The sequence below is a fragment of the Streptomyces sp. Q6 genome (genome assembly GCF_036967205.1).
GTDB lineage: Bacteria > Actinomycetota > Actinomycetes > Streptomycetales > Streptomycetaceae > Streptomyces > Streptomyces citrinus.
On record NZ_CP146022.1, the window covers coordinates 7,657,906 to 7,679,511 of the forward strand.

At 74.4% G+C, this 21,606-nt stretch carries 17 protein-coding genes and 3 pseudogenes; 8 read left to right on the top strand and 12 right to left on the bottom strand.

The annotated features are described in order from the left end of the window. Nucleotides 1-27 precede the first annotated feature (27 nt). From V2W30_RS35095 to V2W30_RS35105, 3 genes are all read right to left on the bottom strand, one after another. On the bottom strand, nucleotides 28-1,380 hold the full coding sequence (locus V2W30_RS35095) for an MFS transporter (protein WP_338702626.1): 1,353 nt from the start codon (nucleotides 1,378-1,380) through the stop codon (nucleotides 28-30). 62 nt (nucleotides 1,381-1,442) lie between these two features. Then, on the bottom strand, nucleotides 1,443-3,098 hold the full coding sequence (locus tag V2W30_RS35100; protein ID WP_338702627.1) for an amidohydrolase: 1,656 nt from the start codon (nucleotides 3,096-3,098) through the stop codon (nucleotides 1,443-1,445). A 242-nt stretch (nucleotides 3,099-3,340) separates the two neighbouring features. Next, a complete protein-coding gene (locus V2W30_RS35105) occupies nucleotides 3,341-4,249 on the bottom strand; it encodes an Lrp/AsnC family transcriptional regulator (RefSeq protein ID WP_338702628.1) in 909 nt (302 codons plus the stop codon). Nucleotides 4,250-4,469: 220 nt separating this feature from the next. Here V2W30_RS35105 and V2W30_RS35110 point away from each other — a divergent pair, with 220 nt between their 5' ends. Beyond that, a complete protein-coding gene (locus V2W30_RS35110) occupies nucleotides 4,470-5,459 on the top strand; it encodes a C-terminal binding protein (protein ID WP_338702629.1) in 990 nt (329 codons plus the stop codon). Next, the gene (locus V2W30_RS35115) at nucleotides 5,456-6,241 is read left to right on the top strand and encodes a class II aldolase/adducin family protein (protein ID WP_338702630.1); all 786 of its coding nucleotides are present in this window, start codon (nucleotides 5,456-5,458) and stop codon (nucleotides 6,239-6,241) included. The genes V2W30_RS35110 and V2W30_RS35115 overlap by 4 nt, the downstream gene beginning before the upstream one ends. Before the next feature lie 4 nt (nucleotides 6,242-6,245). On the opposite strand, the gene V2W30_RS35120 is transcribed toward V2W30_RS35115, so the two are convergent. Further along, on the bottom strand, nucleotides 6,246-7,778 hold the full coding sequence (locus tag V2W30_RS35120; protein WP_338702631.1) for a mucoidy inhibitor MuiA family protein: 1,533 nt from the start codon (nucleotides 7,776-7,778) through the stop codon (nucleotides 6,246-6,248). Between the two features lie 75 nt (nucleotides 7,779-7,853). Further along, complete coding sequence (locus tag V2W30_RS35125; RefSeq protein WP_338702632.1) at nucleotides 7,854-9,887, bottom strand: DUF4139 domain-containing protein; 2,034 nt, start codon at nucleotides 9,885-9,887, stop codon at nucleotides 7,854-7,856. A gap of 95 nt (nucleotides 9,888-9,982) precedes the next feature. On the opposite strand from V2W30_RS35125, the pseudogene V2W30_RS41740 reads away from it, so the two are divergent. The 4 genes and pseudogenes from V2W30_RS41740 to V2W30_RS41745 all read left to right on the top strand — a co-directional run. Beyond that, a pseudogene (locus tag V2W30_RS41740) lies at nucleotides 9,983-10,198 on the top strand (DUF6226 family protein); the annotation flags it as partial. After that, on the top strand, nucleotides 10,153-10,644 hold the full coding sequence (locus V2W30_RS35130) for a DUF6226 family protein (RefSeq protein WP_338702633.1): 492 nt from the start codon (nucleotides 10,153-10,155) through the stop codon (nucleotides 10,642-10,644). The pseudogene V2W30_RS41740 and the gene V2W30_RS35130, both read left to right, overlap by 46 nt. Before the next feature lie 112 nt (nucleotides 10,645-10,756). Continuing rightward, nucleotides 10,757-11,545 (top strand): cyclase family protein, encoded by a 789-nt coding sequence (locus V2W30_RS35135; RefSeq protein WP_338702634.1) that lies wholly within the window; start codon nucleotides 10,757-10,759, stop codon nucleotides 11,543-11,545. Further along, nucleotides 11,542-13,184, top strand: a pseudogene (locus tag V2W30_RS41745) (thiamine pyrophosphate-binding protein). The gene V2W30_RS35135 and the pseudogene V2W30_RS41745 overlap by 4 nt, the downstream one beginning before the upstream one ends. A gap of 228 nt (nucleotides 13,185-13,412) precedes the next feature. Here V2W30_RS41745 and V2W30_RS35150 read toward each other — a convergent pair. The 3 genes and pseudogenes from V2W30_RS35150 to V2W30_RS35160 all read right to left on the bottom strand — a co-directional run. Beyond that, nucleotides 13,413-14,228: pseudogene (locus V2W30_RS35150) on the bottom strand (beta-ketoacyl-[acyl-carrier-protein] synthase family protein); the annotation flags it as partial. Then, nucleotides 14,192-14,422, bottom strand: a complete 231-nt coding sequence (locus V2W30_RS35155; protein WP_338702637.1) for a hypothetical protein — start codon at nucleotides 14,420-14,422, stop codon at nucleotides 14,192-14,194. The pseudogene V2W30_RS35150 and the gene V2W30_RS35155, both read right to left, overlap by 37 nt. Beyond that, nucleotides 14,419-14,676 carry an acyl carrier protein gene (locus V2W30_RS35160; RefSeq protein ID WP_338702638.1) on the bottom strand — a complete coding sequence of 86 codons (258 nt, stop codon included), beginning with the start codon at nucleotides 14,674-14,676 and terminating at the stop codon, nucleotides 14,419-14,421. Before V2W30_RS35160 ends, V2W30_RS35155 begins: the two co-directional genes overlap by 4 nt. Before the next feature lie 125 nt (nucleotides 14,677-14,801). Between V2W30_RS35160 and V2W30_RS35165 the strand changes: the two genes are divergently transcribed. Continuing rightward, complete coding sequence (locus V2W30_RS35165; protein WP_338702639.1) at nucleotides 14,802-15,542, top strand: 1-acyl-sn-glycerol-3-phosphate acyltransferase; 741 nt, start codon at nucleotides 14,802-14,804, stop codon at nucleotides 15,540-15,542. A gap of 171 nt (nucleotides 15,543-15,713) precedes the next feature. Here the strand turns inward: V2W30_RS35165 and V2W30_RS35170 are convergent, their stop codons facing one another. The 4 genes from V2W30_RS35170 to V2W30_RS35185 form a co-directional block, all read right to left on the bottom strand. Further along, complete coding sequence (locus tag V2W30_RS35170) at nucleotides 15,714-17,072, bottom strand: hypothetical protein (RefSeq protein WP_338702640.1); 1,359 nt, start codon at nucleotides 17,070-17,072, stop codon at nucleotides 15,714-15,716. Nucleotides 17,073-17,089: 17 nt separating this feature from the next. Then, complete coding sequence (locus V2W30_RS35175) at nucleotides 17,090-18,295, bottom strand: lipase family protein (RefSeq protein WP_338702641.1); 1,206 nt, start codon at nucleotides 18,293-18,295, stop codon at nucleotides 17,090-17,092. Further along, the gene (locus V2W30_RS35180; RefSeq protein WP_338702642.1) at nucleotides 18,256-18,504 is read right to left on the bottom strand and encodes a hypothetical protein; all 249 of its coding nucleotides are present in this window, start codon (nucleotides 18,502-18,504) and stop codon (nucleotides 18,256-18,258) included. The genes V2W30_RS35175 and V2W30_RS35180 overlap by 40 nt, the downstream gene beginning before the upstream one ends. Nucleotides 18,505-18,954: 450 nt before the next feature. Continuing rightward, nucleotides 18,955-19,902, bottom strand: a complete 948-nt coding sequence (locus tag V2W30_RS35185; protein ID WP_338702643.1) for a MerR family transcriptional regulator — start codon at nucleotides 19,900-19,902, stop codon at nucleotides 18,955-18,957. 109 nt (nucleotides 19,903-20,011) lie between these two features. Between V2W30_RS35185 and V2W30_RS35190 the strand changes: the two genes are divergently transcribed. Further along, nucleotides 20,012-21,556, top strand: coding sequence for an alpha/beta hydrolase (locus V2W30_RS35190; RefSeq protein ID WP_338702644.1), 1,545 nt, complete (start codon nucleotides 20,012-20,014; stop codon nucleotides 21,554-21,556). The last annotated feature ends 50 nt before the right edge of the window (nucleotides 21,557-21,606 follow it).

Here is a 21,606-nt window from a genome sequence, read left to right on the forward strand (position 1 = left end):
GGACCGGGCCACGAGGGCGAGACGACGTCAGACCCGGGCGGGGACCCCTTGCGGCAGCCCTGCCGACGGCTCGGCGGCGACGCGTCGCAGGTGGTAGACGCGCAGCCGCAGCGTGCACCAGATGCCGATCACGGAGACGGCCATCAGCGCGAGGGCCGGCGGCCAGTAGGCGCCGCCCGCGAGCGAGGAGAGCCAGACCGCGGTGACCGGGGCGAACCCCGCGAAGATCAGGTTGCAGACCTGGTAGGAGAGCGAGATGCCGGTGTAGCGGACGTGCGGGGCGAAGCCGTCGGCGAGGATCGCGGCGATCGGCCCGTACAGCGCCGACATCACGAACCGCATGGCCAGCATCGTCAGGTAGATCAGCACGACGTTGCCGCCGCCCAGGACCATGAACTGCGGGAGCGAGAGGAACACGACGCCCGCGAGCCCTCCGACGACGACTTTGTGCGCGCCCACGCGGTCGCCGAGCAGCGCGAGGAACGGGGTGACGACGAGTTCCAGGAAGGCGGCCAGGGAGAGCCCGTTGAGCAGCATCGACTCGGACAGGTGCAGTTCGTCGGTGCCGTACGACAGGAGGTAGCTGGTCACGACGTAGTAGCCGCCGGTGGCCGTGGCCAGCGCGAAGACGCCGACGAGAACCGTCTTCCAGTCCTTGTGCAGGACCTCCGCCACGGGCAGCCGGCCGGGCGATCCGCCCTTCTCGGCCTCCGCGTGGATGTCCTCCATCACCGGGGAGTCCTCCAGCTTGGTGCGCACCACCAGGCCGATGACGACGAGGACCGCCGAGGCGAGGAACGGCACGCGCCACCCCCAGCTGTTGAACGCCTCGTCACCGAAGAGGTTCATGAGGCTGAACATGCCGGTGGACAACAGGGCTCCGACGGACGAGCCGAGCTGGGCGAAGGAGCCGAAGAAGGTCGTCCGGTTCTTGGGCGCGTTCTCCACGGCGATCAGGACGGCGCCGCCCCACTCGCCGCCGATGGCGATGCCCTGGATGAGGCGCAGCGTGATCAGCAGGATCGGGGAGAGGACGCCGACCTGGTCGTACGTGGGCAGGAGACCGATCGCGAACGAGGCGATGCCCATCATCAGCAGCGTGATGACGAGGGTCTTCTTACGGCCGACACGGTCGCCGATGTGGCCGAAGACGATGCCGCCGAGCGGGCGCAGCAGGAAGCCGACCGCGAAGGTGGCGAAGGAGGAGATCGTCTTCAGCGCCGTCGGCATGTCGGCCGGGAAGAACACGTCGTTGAACACGATCGCCGCGGCGGTGGCGAAGGCGTAGAAGTCGTACCACTCGATGGACGTGCCGGCCAGGGCGGCCAGGGCTGTCCGCAACGGGCTCCGGGCTGGGGGAGGGGTGGTGCGGTCCGGCATGGGGACCTCCGGGACGAAGGAGACGGGGACGAACGAGCGGGTGAGGCGGCGGGATCGCGCGGTCAGCGGCCCGCGGCGGCCCAGGCGCGGGCGCCACCGACCCACGTCTCGCGCACGCGGACAGAGGTCAGCTCCTCCACGGGCACGGACAGCGGGTCGGCGTCCAGAACCGTGAAGTCGGCGAGCATGCCGGGCGCGAGGGCGCCGACCGCGTGCTCGCGGTGCAGGGCGCTCGCCGCCGCCGCGGTGTGGGCGTGCAGCCCCGCCGCCACCGGGAGGCGCAGCGACGTGCCGCCGAGGACGGTGCCGAGCACGGTGCGCCGGGTCGCCGCGGCGGCCACGGCCTCCAGCGGCGCGGGCGGGGCGACCGGCGCGTCCGAGGAGAACACGACCGGGACACCGGCGTCGGCGCAGTGGCCCGCCGGGTTGTAGCGGTGGCCCATCTCGCCGATGGCGGTCAACGTGCCGTCCCCGGTGCGCAGATGGTGCTGCGGCTGCATGACGGGGACGACACCCAGGGCGCCCATGCGGCCGATCTGCTCGTCGGTGGGCAGGCCCGAGTGCTCGACGCGGTGGCGCATGTCGGCGCGGGGCCGGTCCGCCTGAGCCGCCTCGATCGCGTCGAGCACCATGCCGATGGCGTACGGGGACTGCGCGTGCGTCGCCGTCTGGAGCCCGGCCGCGTGGGCGCGGCGCACGATCTCCGCGTACTCCTCGACCGAGTGGTACAGCTGACCGTGGTGGCAGCAGTCCGCGGCGTATCCCTCGGGGAAGTACGCGGTCCAGCCGCCGAGCGTGCCGTCGGCGTAGAACTTCACGCCCTGGATGCGGAACAGGTCGTCGCCGAAGCCGCGGACGGCGCCGAGTTCGAGCGCGGTGTCGAGCAGCGCCGAGGTCAGGTAGGCCGAGACGCGCATCCGCAGCGAGCCGTCGGCGTGGGCCCGCAGATAGGTCTCCATCTCGCGGCGCGACACCTGCGCGTCGCCGATCGTGGTGACGCCCGCGGCGAGGAACACCTCCTGCGCGCGCAGCAGATGGTCGGCCATGATCTCGTCCGGCTCGGAGAGGTGGAAGTTCGGGCCGTGGTTGCCGATCTTCACGCCGGCCGGCCCGGTGAGCAGGTCGCACGCGGCGTCCCACAGCTGTCCGTCGGGCTCCCCGTTCTCGAAGTGGCCGATGGAGCCGCCCTCGGGCGACGGGGTGCCCGCGGTGATGCGGCAGGTGCGCAGGGTGTGGGAGTTGACGACGCCGCCGTGCCCGGAGGCGTTCATCACGTAGACCTCGCGGTCGTCGGCGACGCGGTCCAGGTCGTGGCAGTCGGGGTGGCGGCCCTCGGCCAGGCGCCGGTGCTCGTAGCCGAAGCCGCGGACCGGGACACCGGCCGGCAGGTCGCGGGCGGCCTCGCGCAACACCTTGACCAGGGTGTCGATGTCCGGCACCCGCTCGGGCCGCAGGTCGACCCAGGCGAGGGCCTGCCCGTACATCACGGGGTGGCAGTGGGCGTCGACGAAGCCGGGGTGGACCAGGCCGCCGTCCAGGGCGAGTTCTTTGTCGACCCGGCCGCCGAGCGCGGCGCGGGCGTCCTCGACGGTGCCGACGTGGACGATGCGGTCGCCGCGTACGGCGAGCGACTCGGCGCGGACCGGGGTGCCGGCGGCGGCGACCGCGGCACCGGTGACGAGCAGCGTGCGGTCGCGGGACTCAGAGGGGCGGGGCATGGCAGGGCCTGCTTTCGACCAGGGAGGTTCAGGTGAGCGCCGACAGACGATCGGCTCGCCGAACCATAAAGAGACAAACGCCTGATTGGCTAGAGGGTTGTCTCAAGAATGTTTGTAAAGTCGAAAGGGCGCTTCGGTTACGGATCGACTGCCGTAGCTGCGGGTGTCGGTATCGATGTCGGTGTCGCTCGGTCGGCGCTGGTCCTCTCCCCGGTCGTGCTCGGTCCGTGCCCGGCCCGTCCTCAGTCCGTGCGCGGGCCCAGGTCGTAGCGCTCCTTGACGATTTCGAGGTGGAGCCAGCTCTCCACCTCGCGCACGCCGGGCGTCGCGCGCATCTCCTCCAGCGTCGTGCGCACCGTGCCGAACGACTCCGCCGTGATGGTGCCGACCAGCTCCGCGTGGCCCAGGCAGGTCGACAGGAACGTCACGCGGTCCATCGCGGCGATCCGCTCGGCCGCGGCCGCCGCCGTACCGGTCACCCGCAGGCTGAACCCGCAGAGATAGCCCATGCCCAGCACGTCGGGGCGGACCAGGGCGACCACCTTGGCCACCCCGCCGTCCAGGAGGCGCAGGGTGCGCGCCCGTGTCGCGCCCGGCGACAGGCCGACGCGCGCCGCCAGTTCCGCGAAGGCCAGGCGCCCGTCCTCCTCCAGTTCGCTCAGGATCCGCTCGTCGAGGGCGTCCAGATCGCCCTGCGTGCCGACGGTCGGCTCGTCCGTCAGCAGGTAGGGGTCCTTGACGTGCCGCGTCGCGACCAGGGTGTCCACGGTGCGCACGCCGGGCAGCGCCCGGATCTGCTCGATGGTCCGCTCGAGCGCGCCGGAGCCCGCCGTGCGCAGCTCGGTCATGATGCTCCGGCGCCCGCTGGTCAGGGTCACGAACGGCGCCTGCGGGAGTGTGGCGATCGCGCCGGCCACCGGTCCCGCCGCGCCGTCCGTGTCGATCGCCAGGTGCGCGGAGGCGGACAGGCCGCGCACGGACGGATGGACGATCGCCACGACCCGTACGGCGCCCGACTCCTGCAAGCGCTGCACGCGCATCCGGGTGGCCGGACGGGACAGGCCCACGTGCTGGGCGAGCGTCTCGTAGGTCAGCCGTCCGTCGGTCTGCAATGCGCGCACGATGCCGAGGTCGGTCTCGTCCAGGTCCACGTCTTGTCCCCATCCGTGTTCGGTGTTCGCCCTGCGGTGAGCGGGCCGGGCGCCCGCTCATTGTCGGTCAGCCGGTCAAGGCGCCCACGGGGTGGCCCATGTTCCGTCGATGACCGTCGCCAACGATCGTCTCATCCGGCCTGGACAAGTTGTGCAGTCGAAACGTAAGTTCTGATCCTGAACAGCGATCGAATCATTCACCACCTTCCGGGAGGATGCTGTGGCGCGACCCCTTGTCGTGATCACCGACACCGAGGAGCTTGACCCCGAGCCGGGTGTCCGTCTCCTGACCGAGGGCGGCTGCGACGTCCGCGTGGTGGGCAGCCGCGACCCCGAGGCCATCGCGGCCGCCGGGCGGGACGCCGTCGCCCTGATCGTGGGCTACGCCCGCGTCGACGCGGCGCTCCTCGACCGGATGCCCGCGGTCCGGATGATCGCCACCATGTCCGCGGGCCACGACATGATCGACACCGCCGAAGCCGCCCGGCGCGGCCTGTGGGTGACGAACCTGCCCCACGCCGCCACCGAGGACGTCGCCGTGCACGCCCTCGCACAGGTGCTGAGCCTGACCCGCCGCCTCCCGCAGGCCGACGCCGTCGTCCGGTCCGGCGGCTGGAACACCGAACTGCGCGAAGTGCCGCGCCGCCCCAGCGAGTTGACGCTCGGCCTGATCGGCATGGGCCGTATCGCCCGCGTCCTCGCCCGGATCGCCGCACCCCTCTTCGGCACCGTGGCCGCCTGCGACCCCTACGCCGCGGACTGGCCCGAAGGCGTCGAACGGCTCGACCTCGACACGCTCGTCGAGCGCGCCGACGTCCTCTCCCTGCACAGCCCTTCCACCCCGCGGACCCGGGGCATGGTGAATGCCGGGCTCCTCGCGCGGATGCGTCCCGGCAGCGTCCTGGTGAACGTCTCGCGCGGCGACCTCGTCGACCCCGACGCGCTCCTCGCCGCCCTCGACAGCGGGCACCTCGCCGGGGCCGCGCTCGACGTCTTCCCCGTCGAACCGCCCCGGGCCGACGACCCCTTGCGCAGCCATCCGCGCCTGCTGCTGTCGCCGCACAGCGCCTTCCTCTCCGACACCTCGCTGCGCGCCTACGCCACCGCGCCCGCCCACAACGTCCTCGCCTGGCTGACCACCGGGCGCCCGCACACCCCCGTCGTCGACCCCACGTCCCGTACGTCCCGTATGCAAGGAGCACCCGCGTGACCGAGACCCTCGCCACCGCCGTCACGGCCGATGCCGCCGCGCGAGAGGAACTGCGGCTGCGCCGTGAACTCGCCGCCGTCTACCGCCTGGTCGCGCACTTCCGCATGACCGACCTGATCTTCACGCACATCTCGCAGCGGCTCCCGGGCCCGGAGAACCACTTCCTCATCAACCCGTACGGGCTGCTCTTCGAGGAGATCACCGCCTCGAACCTGGTCAAGATCGACCTCGACGGCAACCCCGTCGAGCCCACCCCGCACCCGGTCAACCCGGCGGGCTTCGTGATCCACAGCGCGATCCACAAGGCGCGCCCCGACGCCCACTGCGTCCTGCACACCCACACCAAGGCCGGCTGCGCCGTCGCCGCCCAGCAGGCCGGGCTGCTGCCGGTCAACCAGATGTCGATGGAGTTCCACAACCGCGTCGGCTACCACGACTACGAAGGCGTCGCCCTCAACCTCGACGAGCAGGAACGCCTCGTCGCCGACCTCGGCCACCACCCCGTGCTCATCCTGCGCAACCACGGCCTGCTGACCGTCGGGGAGAGCGCCAAGCAGGCGTTCCTGCGCATGTACTACCTGGAGAAGGCCTGCGAGATCCAGGTCACCGCCCAGGCCGCAGGCGCCCCGCTGGTGCTGCCGGACGAGCAGGTGTGTGAATACACCGCGCAGCAGCTCGCGGGGGAGGCCACCGCCGACTTCCAGGACGACCTCGCGTACGACCTCGCGTGGGCGGCCCTGCTCCGACTCGTGGAGCGGATCGCACCCGACTACAAGGACTGAACCGCTACACCCCGGTGACCTTGCCGCTCGACGACACGTCATAGACCAGCGTCACCGTGCGCCGCCCACCGGGCGGGAGCGTCAGGTCCCAGCGGGCGACGCCGTCGGCGTCGACCGTGTCCGGCGCCGGGGAGCACGCCTCCTTGCGGAGCCGGACCTCGACCTGTGACACCTCGGAGACCGGGATCCGCTCCCGCAGCGTGACGACCCGCTCGCCGGTCTCGTCCGGGGCGGAGAACCGGGAGAGGTGCAGCCGGACCGTGCGCGTGGTCACCGTGCGATGGGTGAGGGCCGACGTGTCGCGCGACTCGTCCGTCTCGCGCAGCACCCGGTACGTGTCCGCGCTGCCGAACGCCAGCTCGCCCGGGGCGCCCGGCGCGGTGAAGGCGAGCGTGCCGCGGCCGGTGAACCCGCTGCCCCTGACCAGGTCCACGGGCCCGGCGAGCAGCGCGTGCCCCGCGGTGTTCGTGAACCGGACGACTTCCGTGACCAGCGGGGAGAGTTCGGGCGCGCAGGAGTACTCGCTCCGCGTCGCGCACGTCGTCGTGGTGAGCGGCACGCGGTGGGCGCGTCCGTCACCGGGCACGCGGACCGGCGCGGGGGCGTGCAGGACGCGCACCTCGCCGCCGTCGTCCACGCCCGGCAGGCCGACGACCTGGGCCGGGCCCACGTCCGTGATGTCCTCCTCGCGCACCTCGACGTCGACGGTCCGGCGTTCCTCGGCCGAACGGTCGCGCAGGGTCAGCCGGTCCTCGACGAGGCGCGGCGGCTTCGTGGACGCCGCGGACCGGGCCGTCGAGAGCGTCAGATCCACGTCGGACCAGTCCTCGCCGGTGCGCTGCCACACCACCGCGTCGGTGCGCAGGGTCAGTTCGCCGTCCGGGCCGAGCGCGGCGCGGTAGGCGGGGCGCCACACGGCGCACGGTGTGACGTGGGTCAGGCGCAGCGCGGCCCGGCCCGCCGTGCGTGCCCGCAGCGTCAGCTCGATGTGGGCGGTCAGGGACGGCGGCTCGTGCTCGGCGTAGTGCAACGCGTGCCGCGCCTGCCCCAGTTCGTCGGTGACGGCCGCCAACCGGACCTGCGTGGCGTGCAGTTCGTCCTCGACCGTGTCGCGCTCGGCGTTCACCCGGTCCAACTCGGCCGCCCAGCGCTCCGGTTCGGACTCCCCGTATCCGGCGCCCTCGCCGATCTCCCGCAGCAGGTCGGCGGCCAGCCTGCCGAGCGCGTCGAGACGGGCGCGGAGCCGGTCGAGCCGCTGCGCCAGGGCCCGCTCCTCCTCTTCCAGGGCGTGGGCGCGGTGGCGCAGCGGGGAGTCCTCGTCGCCCGGCGGGCGTGGAGCGGGGGGCGTCCAGGCCCGCACCAGGCGTACGTCGAGGACGGTGGCGTCCGGGTCGCCGGTGAACTCGGCGTGCAGCGTGCGGTCCACGGCGAGCGCGCCGACCGGGCCCAGGAGCAGCCGCTGGACACCGGCCGCCACCTCCACGGTCGCGGTGCGCTCGATGTGGGCGCGGTCCTCCAGACAGGTCACGGCGGTCACGGGCAGCGGCGTCGCGGCGGGGGCCGCTCGGCGGGGGCGTCCTCGGAGGGCGCGGCTGGTGTCGTCATGGGGGTGTCAGCTCCTCCGGTTGCCGCCGGCGAGGGCCTTGGCGGCCGGGACGCGGATCTCGTAGCCGCCGTCGAGGGCGACCGTGCCGCCCGCGGGCAGCTCCACCCGCCACAGACGGGTGCCGGGGACGTGCGGCTCGGGCCCGTCGCCGGCCTCGGGGCGTACCCAGTCGGCACGCTCCTCGATGCGCACGTCGGCGTCCGACGTCACGGGGACGCGCTCGCGCACCTCGACGGTGACCGGCCGGGCGAGGCGATTGGCCAGCTCGACGTGGACGCGGTGGTCGAGGACCGTGGTGGTGTTGCGCAGCCCCGCCGTCGACTCCCGCAGGTCGGTGCGGCGGGCGGCGCGGATCGACTCGGCGGGCCCGAGCCCCACACGGCCGGTGCCGCCGGGGGCGAGCGTGGGCAGCGCCGCGGTCGGCAGGTGCTCGCCGTCGACCGTGAGGTCCACGGGGCCCGCCAGGAGCGCCTGATCCGTGGTGTTGGAGACCAGCAGCGTCGCGAACACGGTCGGGTCGACCGACGGCACGCAGACGTACTCGGTGCGCAGCGCCACCGGGAGCTCCGTCACGGTGACGGTGTGCCAGGTGCCGTCGGACGGGATGTCGGCGGGGGCCGAGGCGTCGAAGCGGTGGTCGAACGAACCGGCCGACTCGCGCGGCCGCACCGCGTGTCCGGGCAGCGGCAGCGAGGCCACCGAATCCGCGCGGCGACGGTACTCGGAGGCGACCGCGTCGGTGGTCGACCCCGGCAGCAGCACACCGCGTCGCGCGCCGTGCTCCTCGGGCCCGGCCAGGACCAGGTCGGCGTAGTCGAGTTCGGCGGTGCTCGGCCGCGGCGGGCCCGGCACAGGCGGCGGTGGCGGGGAGGCGCCGCCGCCGCGGGGGCCGGGGCCGGTGCGCTGTCCAGGGCGGCGGCGCTGAAGCCACGGGTCGCCCGAGGACGGACCGCGCCCGGGGCCGCCGGTACCGCACCCCGTAGGACGGCGGAGCGGACTGGGGCGCGGGCGCGCTCGGCGGCGGTGGCGGCGGCGGTGGCGCGCCCCCGCGACGAACCCCGCTCCCACCAGCGTCTCGTTCGGGGCCTCCCGGACAGCGGCGGCAGGTCGCGGCCCCGCCGCGTCGTACCCGCTGAACAGGTCGGCGAGCCCCGCCGGAGGCTCGCGCCAGCCGGACGGTTCGGGCGTGGACCTGCGGCGCCCGATCCGCAGCGAGCGGAGCTTCGGCACGCCGGTGGGCCGCCGCAGATCGGCCGTCGACAGGGCGAGGTGGACGCCGGTCCAGTCCTCGCCGGTGCGCTGAGCCACCGAGGCGCGCAGCACGAGCCGCGCGTCACCATCCCCTTGACGGTGCGTCAGCCGGTAGGCGGGGGCCCAGACCGCGCCCGGCACGCGGTACTCCACCTCGACCACCACCTCCGCGCCTCCCGCCGCCTCACCCTCCACGGTGAGGTCGGCCGCGAGGGTGGTGCGGATCGCGGACGACGCGGCGTCCGTGGACGCCCGCTCCAGCCGGTCGGTCGCGACGTCGAGCTCGTGCGCGATCCGCAGGAGTTCCTCGTCCAGCGCGGCGAGCCCCGCGTGCAACACCGTCAGCCGCTCGTCGACGAACCCCGTGAGGGCGAGCCACGCGTCGACCGGCGTACGGCGATGCGTGGGGTCGTCGCGCTTGCGGGGCGGCGGGACGGGCCGCAGCGCCGCGATCTCCGCGACGCGCCGCGCCTGCCGGTCCCTGCGCGCCTGCGCCGCGCCCTGCTCCGCCTGCCACCGCTCGACCGCCCGGTACAACGCGTCGCGGTCCTCCGGCTCCGTCGGCTCCGCCTCGACGACCGGCCGCGCCGCGCCGACCCGCAGGCCCGGCGCGTCAAGGACCCGGGCGTTCAGGGAGTCCGGCTCCAGCGACCGGGGCAGTCCGCTCACCCGGACGCGGCCGTCGGGCGGCACGACGCCGCGGGCACGCCGCCGGCAGACCGCGCCCCGCGCGTACACGACCACCGATGTGAGCGTCGACTCCCACGGCCCTGCCACCGCGTCCGTCATCGCGCCGCCCTCCCCCTGTGCCGTTCCGCCGGGCCGTCCGTACGCCGTCGACCCGGTCGCAGCGTAGTCGTGGAGAGCGGCCGTACGCTGCCCGTATGGAAGATCGATCCGGTCTGCTCAGGGCAGTCGACGCAGCGTTCGCCGTCACCGGCGCGGACACCCCGCCCTGGCCCGATCCGCACGACGGCGGTCCGGGCCGCGACGAGGAGTACTCGCGGTGCCTGGACCCCGGCAAGTACCGCATCCTCGCGGCACGCGCCGAGGCGTGGGCGACGGTGCTGTCCGCACGCGGCCTCGCCGACCGGGAGCCGGTCGCCGACGGCGCGGCGGGCCCCCGGTCTGGCGACGCCCTCCCGAGGTCGAGGTCGCCGACGCGATCGTGCTGCGCCCCCGGCGGCCGGACGCCGTGCCGCTCGTCATCGGCTACGGCGCCATCGACGACGTATCCCGCACGGTCCTGGTGCTCGGCGTGGGAGAACCCGCCGTGCCCCTGGGGATCGTGCCGGACTGCGGCTGCGACGCGTGCGACGACGGCTCCGCCGGAATCCTGGAGATGGTCGACGAGAGCGTGCTCGCCGTGATCACCGGAGACGTCGTCCACATCGACGACGGGCGGGGCGGGGAGCTGATCGACACACAGGAGAGCCGGTCGGCGAGCAACTGGCGCGGCGCGGGCCGGTCCGACGAGGAGGTGATCGCCGAGGCACGCGCCGGGCGTTCGCCGTTCGACGTCGTGCGGGGAGAGCCCTGGGACTGACCGGCGGACGCGGGCTCCCACCAGGTGGGGGCCGCCACGGTCTTCCCCGCGCGCGGATCCGGTCCGTAGCATCCGCCGCGTCCCGCCGAGCGTCCCACCGCAGGAGGCCGTCATGTCGTCCCGCCCGTCCGTCCTGGCCGCACTGACCTCAGGGTTGCGCGGCGGATCGATCGAGGTCGTCGACCTCACGTCGCCGCTCTCCTCGACCACGCCCGTCATCCAACTCCCGCCGCAGTTCGGCCAGACGGCCTCCTTCGAACTGGAGGAGATCAGCCGGTACGACGACCGGGGCCCGGCCTGGTACTGGAACAACTTCCGCAGCGGCGAGCACACCGGCACCCACTTCGACGCCCCCAACCACTGGGTCACCGGCAAGGCGCTCGGTGACGTCGCCTCCGTCCCCGCGCGGCAGTTGATCGCCCCGGCGGTCGTGCTCGACTTCTCCGCCGAGGCCGCCGCCGACCCCGACTTCCTCGTCGAGATCGACCACGTGAAGGCGTGGGAGGACGCCAACGGGCCACTCCCTGACGGCGGTTGGCTGCTGCTGCGGACCGGGTGGGACGCGCGCTCGCACGCGCAGGAGCCGTTCGTCAACGCCGACGAGAACGGTCCGCACACCCCCGGCCTCTCGCCCGAGTGCGCGCGCTGGGTGGCGCAGGAGACGCCGGTGATCGGGCTCGGCGTGGAGACGGTGGGCACCGACGCGGGCGCCGCGCACTCCTTCGACCCGGCGTTCCCCTGCCACTCGTACCTGATGGGCAGCGGCAAGTACGGGCTGACGCAGTTGCGGAACCTCGGGCGGCTGCCGGCGACCGGCGCCGTCGTCGTCGCGGGACCGCTGCCCATCGTCACCGGCTCGGGGGCGCCCGCGCGGATCCTCGCCCTCGTGGAGCGGGCGTGAAGGTCGCGGAGGCCGTCGGGCGGGCGCTCGCCGCGTCCGGCGTCGACCATGTCTTCGGCGTCGTCGGCTCCGGCAACTTCCACGTCACGAACGCCCTGGTCGCGGCCGGCAGCCGGTTCGTCGCCGCACGCCACGAAGGCGGCGCCGCCACCATGGCCGACGCGTACGCCCGCATGAGCGGAACCGTCGCCGCGCTCAGCGTGCACCAGGGCTGCGGCCTGACCAACGCCCTCACCGGCATCGCCGAGGCGGCCAAGAGCCGCACGCCGCTGCTCGTCCTCGCGGCCGAGGCGACGTCACCCGCGTCCAACTTCGCCGTCGACCAGGACGCGTTGGCGCGCGCGGTCGGCGCGGTCCCGCTGCGCGTGACGTCCGCGGCGGACGCGGTCGGGCAGGCCCGCGCCGCCGTCCGCCACGCCCTGTGCGCACGCCGGACCGTCCTGCTCAACCTCCCGCTGGACGTCCAGGCCGAGGACGTGCCCGACGGCGTGCCCGACCACGTCGCGCCGCCCGACCGGCCGGCCGCCGTGGTGCCGGAGCCGGGCGACATCGCGACGCTGACCGGGCTGCTCGACGCCGCGCGGCGGCCCGTCTTCGTCGCGGGCCGGGGCGCCCGCACGCCCGGCGCCAGGGACGCGCTCGCCGCCCTCGCCGACCGGTACGGCGCGCTCCTCGCCACCTCGGCCGTCGCGCGCGGCCTCTTCGCCGGCGACCCTGGTCGCTCGACGTCTCCGGCGGCTTCTCCTCACCCCTGGCCGCCGAACTGATCCGCGGCGCCGACCTCGTCGTCGGCTGGGGCTGCGCGCTGACCATGTGGACGACGCGGCACGGCCGGCTGATCGGCCCGGACGCACGCGTCGTACAGGTCGACGACGACGCGTCGGCGCTCGGCGTCCACCGCCCCCTGGACCTCGGCGTCACGGGCGATGTCGCCGTCACCGCGCGGCGCGCCCTGGAGGCCGCGGCCGCCGGCAGCGCGACCGGCTACCGCACCGCGGACGTCCGGAAGGACATCGCCGAGCGGGTGCGCCTGCGCGATGTCCCGTACGACGACGAGAGCACCGGCGAGCGCATCGACCCGCGGACCCTGAGCATCGCCCTCGACGACCTCCTCCCGGCCGAGCGGGTCATCGGTGTCGACTCCGGCAACTTCATGGGCCACCCGACCATGTACCTGTCGGTCCCGGACCACGAAGGGCTCTGCTTCACGCAGGCGTTCCAGTCGATCGGGCTGGGGCTCGCCACGGCCGTCGGGGCGGCCCTGGCCCGGCCCGACCGGCTGCCCGTCGCCGCGCTCGGCGACGGCGGCGCCCTGATGAGCGTCGCCGAACTCGACACGGTCCGCCGCCTCGCCCTGCCGATGGTGGTCGTCGTCTACAACGACGACGCCTACGGGGCCGAGGTCCACCACTTCGGCCCCGACGGACACGCCCTCGACATCGTCGAGTTCCCGCCCACGGACATCGCCACCGTCGCCCGGGGCCACGGCTTCGAGGCCGTGACCGTACGAACTCCCGTGGATCTCACGGGAGTCGCGGACTGGCTCGCGGGGACGCGTGCCCGGCCGCTGCTCATCGACGCCAAGGTGACCCGGGACCACGGCGCCTGGTGGCTGGAGGAGGCCTTCCGCGGCCACTGACGCGCGGACGCCCGCGCACCCCGTGGCCGCGGACGTCAGGCCCGCGCGAGGACCACGGCGGCGTTGTGCCCCCGAAGCCGAAGGACGTGCTGAGCGCGAGGGCCGAGGGTGCTGCCGGGCGGCCCCCGCGACCACGTCGATGCCGAAGGCCGGGTCGGCCTCGCGCAGCCCGGCGACCGGTGGCACCACGTCGTCGCGCAGCGCCAGGACCGTCAGCGCGGCCTCGATCGCACCGGCCGCGCCCAAGCTGTGCCCCAGCGCCCCCTTCGCGGAGGTGACGGGCGGCCGGTGCGGGAGCACGCGGGACAGGAGCGTCGCCTCCATCGCGTCGCCGCGCGGGGTCGACGTGCCGTGCGCGTTGACGTGGTCCACGTCCTGCGGCGCGATGCCGGCGTCGGCGAGCGCGGCCCGCACCGCCCGCTCGCCCTGACGCCCTTCGGGGTGCGGCGCCACCAGGTGATGGGCGTCCGTACTGGCGCCGTAGCCGACGAAGTGCGCGAGGTGCGGCGCCGAACGGGCCGCCGCGTGCGCGGGCCGCTCCAGGACGAGGGCGCCCGCCCCCTCCGCGATGACGAAGCCGTCGCGGTCCACGTCGAAGGGGCGCGAACCCCGGTCCGACAGCGCCCCCAGCTGGCTGAAGCCGGCGGTGATGAGCGGGGTGACGGCCGCCTCCGCTCCGCAGACGATCGCGATGTCGCACTGCCCCGAGTTGATCAGCAGCCGGGCCGTGCCGAGAGCGTCGGAACCGGCCGCGCACGCCGTCATGACACACAAGGAAGGCCCGGTCACGCCCAGCTGGAGGGTGAGCGCGGCCGCCGCCATGTTCGGCATGTAGCCGGTGAGGAAGTACGGGGAGACGCTCGTCGCCCCGGAGCGCGCGAGCCGCTCCGTGGCCGTGTCCAGCGCGCGCATCCCGCCGATCCCGGTGCCGAGGACCACGCCGACACGGGAGGCGTCCCAGTCGGCGGGGGAGAGCTTCGCCCCGTCGAGGGCCTCGCCCACCGCGGTCAGCGCCAGCCGGGCCACCGGGTCCAGATGCGCCACGCCGCGCCGCCCCGGGGCAGCTCGTCCACGCCGTCGACCCGGCAGCTCAGGGACACCGGCAGCTCGCGCAGCGCCGGATCGCGCCGGGCGGTGGCCTGCCCCGACCGCACCGCGGCCCAGGTGGCGGGCGCGTCCCGGCCGGCGGGGGTGACCAGGCCGATGCCGGTCACCGTCACCGATCCGTCTCGGGTCACCGGGCCCGCCGCGCGTCGACGCGGGCCGCGAAGTCGGCGAGGGTCAGCTCGCGCAGCTCGTCCTCGGAGACGGTGACGCCCAGCTCGTCCTTGAGCGTGACGGCCATCTCCACCACCATCAGCGAGTCGATGAGCAGCTCGGTCATCCGGGCGTCGGACCTGACCAGCGCCGGGTCCACCTCGAACCGGTCGACGAGCAGGCCGGTGACGAGTTCGGTGCCGGGGGAAACGGGGGGTGTCGCGGAGGTACTCATGGCGGGATGACGCCTTCCTGTGACGGGGAGATGCGGGACGGTACAGGGACGGACAATCTAGACAGACCACCTCAATGGCACTTTTAGCCTTGCGGTCTCCCGTTTTCAGCAGAAAGTGGGACCTTGTGATCAAGGAGAACTCCGCAGAGCGGGACAAGGCCCGGAGCGACGCCGTCGACGGCGTGCTCGGCCGGCTGGCCGACGGATACTTCCGCGTCGAGGTCTCCGGGACCGAGCACATCCCCGCGACAGGCCCGGCGCTGCTCGTGTCCAACCATTCGGGGGCGTGGGGGCTCGACGGCCTCGTCCTCCACAAACTCCTGCGGGAGCGCACGGCACGCTCGGTCCACTTCTACGTGTCGCCGCTCCTGTACCGGGTCCCGGCGCTCGCGGCGTACGTCAGCCGCCACGGCGCCTTCACCGACGACCCCACGCTGGGCCACGACCTCCTCGCGCGGGGCGAACTCGTCGGTGTCTTCCCGGAAGGCACCGACGGCGTCGGCAAGGACTTCTCGCGGCGCTACCGGCTGCGGCCCTTCAGCCCCGGCTTCGCCGCCACCGCGGTGCTGACCGGCGCGCCGATCGTCCCGGTGTCCGTGGTGGGCGCCGAGGAGACGTACCCGAAGCTCGGCGAGATCAGGGCGCTGGCCCGCCGTTTCGACCTGCCGTACTTCCCCGTCACGACGCTGCTGCCGCTGCCGGCGAAATGGCTCGTCACGGTCGGCGAGCCGATTCCCGCGCCGCCCGCACCGGCGTCCTTCGCGCGCCGCGCCGCGGTGACGCGACGGCTGTGCGACGAGGCGTGGTTCACCGTGCAGGGCATGATCGACCGCGATCTGCGGCGCCGCACGACCCCGTTCTGGTAGGACCCCTGGCCCCCGTCCGCCGGACGGACGGGGGCCAGGGGCCTTCGGGGCCTTCGGGGCCTTCGGGGCCTTCAGGGCCTTCAGGGCCGGACTCTCAATGCGCCAGCCACTCGGCGGCCTTGCGGGCGTCGGCGGCAGCGCGCGTGCAGCGTTCGGCGTGGGCGAGCAGCGTCATACGGCACTGCTCGCCGAAGGCGTCGTGGTCCCAGCCCGGCTGCCGCGCGCACTGCGCGAGGCGGCGCGCGTGCTCCTGGAGGCTCCGGGCGCTCGCCGACACGAGCGCCGCGTAGTGCGGGGCACCCCGCCCGGCGGCAGGCCCGGCCGTCGCGCCCGGCAGACCGGGCCCGGAACCTTCGCCGGGGACGCCGCGCCGGTCTCGGCCAGGGCGATGGTGAGCGACGCCGCGGGCAGCGTGCCCGGCAGCGCCTCGGGGTCCAGGCGCGAGCCGCAAAGGACCGGCTCGGCGCGCCGCGTCAGGGCCCGCAGGAGTTCGACGGCGGCGGACACGGCGAGCTCGGCGGCGGCGCACGGTGCGGGCGCCGCGCACAGCGCTGTCGACGGGTCCTCCGATGCCGGGACGAGCCCCTCGTCCTCGTCCAGGTCGCGGAGCCAGGCGGTCGCGCACAGGATCTCCGTGCCCGTCTCGACGGTCATGTCCCGCCACGCGAACGGCGCCGTCACCTCGTGCACCGTGGCGGCCAGGGGCGGATAGCGGCGCAGCGCCTCGGTGACCGTCAGCTCGATGTGGTCCGCTCCGGGCAGCGGCGGCCTGACCGTCAGGAGCGCCAGGGCCTGCGGCGCCGTCTCCGTGAGCGCGCGCGTGACGATCTCCAGGGCGTGCTCGACGACGGCGTCGTCCCCGATGGCCGGGGGAGTGGCGTGCGTGTCGTGGACGTACGGCTCGACGCGGCGGCGCAACGCCGCAGCGCGGTCGGCGTGTTCGTCCGGCTCGGTCGACCGGAGCGTGGCCTCCAGGATGTCGCCGATGAGCGGGTCGTCGGCGGCGGCGTCGCCGAGGACGAGGCGCCGGGCGAGCCGCCGGGTGACGGCGCACCAGTCGTCGCGGGACACGCTCCCGTCGGCCTGCCGCGCGGCGAGCAGCTCACGGGCCTCTTCGACGGCGAGGGAGCGCACGCGCGGCAGCAGGGCGCGCAACGGCAGCTCGGGCGCGGCATGCGGGCTCAGCGTCGAGCGGCGCCCCTCGTCGCTGAGGGCGGTGACCCGGCCCCGCGCCCCCGCCTCCTCGGCCCGCCCGACGAGCGTGAACGCGTCGTCCACGCTGAACGGCATCAGGAACGTCCCGAACGCCGTGCGCAGCCGCGTCGGCCGCCCGTCCGCCGCGCGCCGGATCTGCGCCAGCCCCTGCCGCGTCAGCTGCCGCCGCGTGAAGGACGTCAGCCCGAGGGCGCGGGCCGGGGCGTCGATCCAGGACCACCGCTGGGCCGCGAAGGCCGCGCTGACCAGCGCGTTCTCCAGAGGCCACGCCGTGGCGGGACGGCGGGGGGCGGTGGTGGTGTCACCGGCGTTCATCGATGGTCTCCGTCCGGTCATTTGTCGAGCAGTTGGTAGGGCTGGTTGGAGACGATCTCGCCCTCGTAGGCGGCGAGCAGGTCGTTGACCCGGCCGCGGTGGGGCAGCGTGTCGCCGCTCAGGGTGCCCGCGTACGCCTGCGGGGCGTGCGACAGCGGGTAGTCGTACCGCTCGTCCAGCCAGGTCAGTTCGAGCCAGCCGTCGGGGACGTCGCGTGCGGCGGCGGGGCCCCGCCCGTCGAGTCCGGGGATCACGTCGTGCTTGTTGACGAGGCTCACGATCTGCACCGACGGGTCCACGGGCCGCTTGTTGTCGATCGGCGAACCGACGGTGACCACGTGCGTCAGCCGGTACGTCGTCACGACGTCCAGGTCGCACGCGAGGTTCATGGCGGTGATCCCGCCGAGGCTGTGTCCCACGACCAGCAGCTCTGAGCCGGCCGGGACCCCGGCCCGCGTCAGCAGGTTCTTGACCGCCCGCGTGTACGTCGTGTCGGTGCGCAGTACGCCGTCGAACGCGCCGACGAGGTCCTGCGGGGTGCTGTTGCTCACCCGGCCGAAACTCGTGCCCGGCAGTAGCAGCACGTGCCGTGTGGCGCCGTCCGCGCACGCGACCCTGCGCAACAGGGCGAGACCGTGGTTGCCGAGCGCGGAGATGTCGTCGAGGTAGCTGACGATGTCGTTGGCCGAGCGGGTCAGGACCTGGGCGAGCATCGCGTCGGGCGCGACCCGCTCGGCCCGTCCGGGACCCGGGTTGAAGTGCCGGATGAGCCCGGCGGGCAGACCGAAGAACGGCTCCGTGGTGGGAACTCCGCCGCCCAGCGTCACCCACGCGAAGCTGTCGTTGGTCGGGTTCTCGTCGAGGAGCCCGTTCAGCGCGAGCAGCTCCATGATCACCGGGCTGACGGTGGTCAGGGTGCGGGTGACTCCCATCAGGTCGACCAGCTTGCGGGCGGTGCGCAGCGCCTCGACGCGGCGGCCGCCGATCACAGCCGCCGTGAGCCGGCGGGCCAGCGGATCCGCCAGGTTCGGGTGCTCGCGGGCCGCGGCCTCGATGCGCAGCGCGAACGCGTCGACCGCCATCGCCACGCAGGCGGGCCGCCGGCGGGCCATCGCGCCCAGCGACCGGAACGTCTCGCCGACGAGCCCGCCGTTCGCGGCGAGGCCGAGACCGGCGGGGTTCGTCAGCGCGCGGGCGGCGGCGACCGCGGCGCCGAACCCCACCCCGGGCGTCGCACCGCTTCGAGCCCCACCCGCCAGCTGGAGGCGGCCGCCGTGAGTTCGGCGCCGGTCTGCCGGGCGGCGAGCGCGGCGTCGGCGAGCAGCACCGACGCCGCGATCATCAACTCCGTCTCGGTCCCGGCTTCGACCCCGGCCCCGGTCCCGTGCCTGGTCCCGGTCTCGGGTTCCGCCTCGACTGTCTGGGCTGCCATCCGGCCACCTCGTCCCGTACGTGCTCACGTGTTCGGTCTTGGCCCGCCCCAGAGCAGTAGACCGTGGGCACCGTGACGCGGCAGGGCTGTGCGGGCCACTCGGGTGACTCACGGACAGTGAGCGCCGGCCCGGCGCACGCCCTCCCGAAGGGCGCCGGCCGCGGGGGCGCCGTCCACGCCTCCGCCGCGAGCGAGGGAACTGTGGCGAACCGCTTCCGAACCCCGATGACCGGTACCAGGAGGGAAGGGCGCACAGACCGCCCGCGCATGCCGCAGGCGCGTCAGCGGGCACGGCCCCGACGCGCTCCCCGGCGGCGACAACAGCGAACGCGCCCTGCTCACCCTGCGCGCCTTCGACGCCATGCTGCGCGGCGAGGACGCCGACCACGTCGCGGCCCTGTGGGCACCAACGAACTCGGCGGCCTCTCCCGTCCCCCCGGCGGGCAGTCCCTAGGCCGCCGCCTGTCCGACCTGCGCGTCGAGCGCCGCCAGCAGCCAGTCGTGCGCGGACCCGGGCGTCGGCTCCGGCGGCGCGCCCGCGGGCGTCGTCAGCTCGGCGACCAGTTCCCAGTAGCCGTCGAGCCGCGGGTCGACCGCGAGCTGCCCCGCGAGCCCGCGACGGAAGTCCGGGGTGTCGCGCAGCCCGTGCACCCGCGCGTACGTCTCCACGAAGCAGTCAAGTGCCTCGCCCGCGTACGGAGTTCGCCCCGCGCGCAGATCCCCGTACGCCAGCTCGTACGCCTCGGCGAGTCCGGCGTAGAGCAGCGCGGACTCGCGGGCCCCGGCCTTCTCGTGCGCGGCGGGCTGGCTCGGCTCCGCGTCCGAGCACGGGCGCGTGACCAGCGCGTACAGCCGCGCGAAGGCGAGGACCTGGGCGGGCGTCGGGTCGTCGGGCGGTTGCGGGACCGCGACCTCCAGGAACGCCGCTCGCGCCGCCGCCGACATCCGCGGCGGCAGCCAGCCGCGCCAGAACCCGGCCACGGGTGCCGTGCTCGGCGGCGCCCCCACCGACCCGACGAGCCGCAACCGGTCGGCGCGCTCCTCGGGCGGACACTCGTGTACGAGGTGCAGCGCGGCCTCCTGCCAGCGCAGCGCGCGGAGCCGGGAACCGAGCGTGCGCAACTGCCCGGCGACGGCGTCCTCCAGGACGGCCTGCGCCCCGGCCCGCTCCTCGACGACCCTTCCGATCTCGGACACCGGCAGGCCCAGTTCGCGCAACGACCGGATCAGGCGCAGCCGTTCGAGCGCGGCGGGCGCGTAGCGGCGATGACCGCCGCTGCTGCGCGCGTGCTCGGGCAGCAGCCCTTGTTCCGAGTAGAAACGCACGGTCTTGACGGTCGTCCCCGCGTGCTCGGCGAGTTCGCCGATGCTCCACAGGCCCTCCGGCGGCAACGTCACTTGAACCTCCCTCAGGGGGAGTTCCTAACCTACCGGCGACTCGAACGCGGCCGGTACGAGGGACGCCGCCGCGCGAGAAGACGTACACCCGTACTGCTGAGGAGCGGACATGACCGTGTTCATTCTGGTGCCGAGTGTCTTCACCGGGGGAGCCGTGTGGGACGAGACGGCGGGGCGGCTGGCGGCCGCGGGCGCGAAGGTCCATGTCGTGGACCCGCTGAGCGGGGACCGGGCGGACCTGGAGACGCACATTGGCCAGGTCGTCGGCGAGATCGACGCCGCCGGGTCCGCGGCCGACCGGGACGTCGTGCTGGTCGGACACGGCTACGGGGCGTATCCGGTGCTCGGCGCGGCGGACCGCAGGGCGGAGCGCGTCGCCCGGATCGTCTACGTGGACTCCGCCCTGCCGAACGACGGCGCACCCGCCCTCGCCGTCGTCCCCGACCAGGAGTTGCGCGCACGGCTGGGCGCGCAGGGGCCGGACGGCGGGGAACTGCCGGTTCCCGCGTCGCCGCAGGAGTGGCAGCGGTGGGGCAGCACCGCCGGTGTTCCCGACAGCACGTGGGAGAAGCTCACCGCGCTCGGCTCCCCGCAACCGCTCGGCACCCTGGTGGAGCCGCTGCGTCTGACCGGTGCGGCGGCGGAGATCCCGACCAGCGGCGTGCTCTGCGCGGAGAACGGCAGCACCCTCGCCATGGTCCGCCTCGTCGTGGGTCTCGGCGATCCCGCCCTCCAGGTGCTGACACGCCCCGGCGTGACCTTCTTCGAACTGCCCACCGGCCACTGGCCGATGCTGTCCTGTCCGGCGGAACTCGCCGACATCCTGCTGCGGGCGGCGGCCGGGGAGGGGGAGCGACTGGCCGTGCCGCAGACCGACGCTCCGGCCGAACTGCCGGGCTACCAGCGGCCGTTCCTGCTGGACCTCCCCGACATCCCGCGCGAGCGCCACGGGAACATCGACCTCTATCTGCCCCGGGCCACCGAGACCGCCGAGACCTCCGGCGCCCCCGACGGCCCGCTGCCCGCGATCGTCTTCGTGCACGGCGGCCCCGTTCCCGAAGGGCTCATCCCCACCCCGCGTGACTGGGAGACCCTCAAGGGATACGGGCGTTACGCGGCGAGCCGCGGCGTGATCGGCGTGACCGTCGACCACCGGCTGTACGGCCTGACCGACTATCCGAGGGCCGCCGCGGACGTGGCCGAGGCCGTGGAGCGGGTCCGCGAGGACCCCCGGGTCGACGCGGACCGGATCGCCCTGTGGTTCCTCTCCGGCGGCGGACTGCTGACCGCGGAGTGGATCGGCGCGCGGCCCCCGTGGCTGCGCTGCCTGGCGGCCGGCTATCCGATCATGGCGCCGATGCCCAACTGGGGTCTGCCGTCCGGCCGGTTCCGCCCGGTGGAGGCGGTGGCACGGGCGGGCGCGGACGCCCCGCCCTTCGTCCTGCTGCGCGCCGGCCTCGAAGCGCCCGCGATCGCGGCGACGGTCGCGGACTTCGTGACGGCGGCCGAGTCCGCGGGCGCCCCGGTCGAGATCATCGACGTACCGCATGCGCGGCACGCCTTCGAGGGCCTCGACCACATCGACGAGACCCGGGACGCCGTGCGGTCGGCGATGGCGCGGGTCATCGGCCGGCTGGGGACACCGTCCCACTGACCCGGACACCGGGATCCGCAGAACCGCCCCACGGCCGACGGTCGTCCGTT

Bases quoted from the DNA above. Each gene is read 5' to 3' on its own strand.
- V2W30_RS35170 (WP_338702640.1), bottom strand. From the start codon at position 17,072: ATGAACGCCGGTGACACCACCACCGCCCCCCGCCGTCCCGCCACGGCG.
- V2W30_RS35190 (WP_338702644.1), top strand. From the start codon at position 20,012: ATGACCGTGTTCATTCTGGTGCCGAGTGTCTTCACCGGGGGAGCCGTG.
- V2W30_RS35180 (WP_338702642.1), bottom strand. From the start codon at position 18,504: ATGGCAGCCCAGACAGTCGAGGCGGAACCCGAGACCGGGACCAGGCAC.
- V2W30_RS35095 (WP_338702626.1), bottom strand. From the start codon at position 1,380: ATGCCGGACCGCACCACCCCTCCCCCAGCCCGGAGCCCGTTGCGGACA.
- V2W30_RS35100 (WP_338702627.1), bottom strand. From the start codon at position 3,098: ATGCCCCGCCCCTCTGAGTCCCGCGACCGCACGCTGCTCGTCACCGGT.
- V2W30_RS35125 (WP_338702632.1), bottom strand. From the start codon at position 9,887: ATGACGGACGCGGTGGCAGGGCCGTGGGAGTCGACGCTCACATCGGTG.
- V2W30_RS35160 (WP_338702638.1), bottom strand. From the start codon at position 14,676: ATGAGTACCTCCGCGACACCCCCCGTTTCCCCCGGCACCGAACTCGTC.
- V2W30_RS35135 (WP_338702634.1), top strand. From the start codon at position 10,757: ATGTCGTCCCGCCCGTCCGTCCTGGCCGCACTGACCTCAGGGTTGCGC.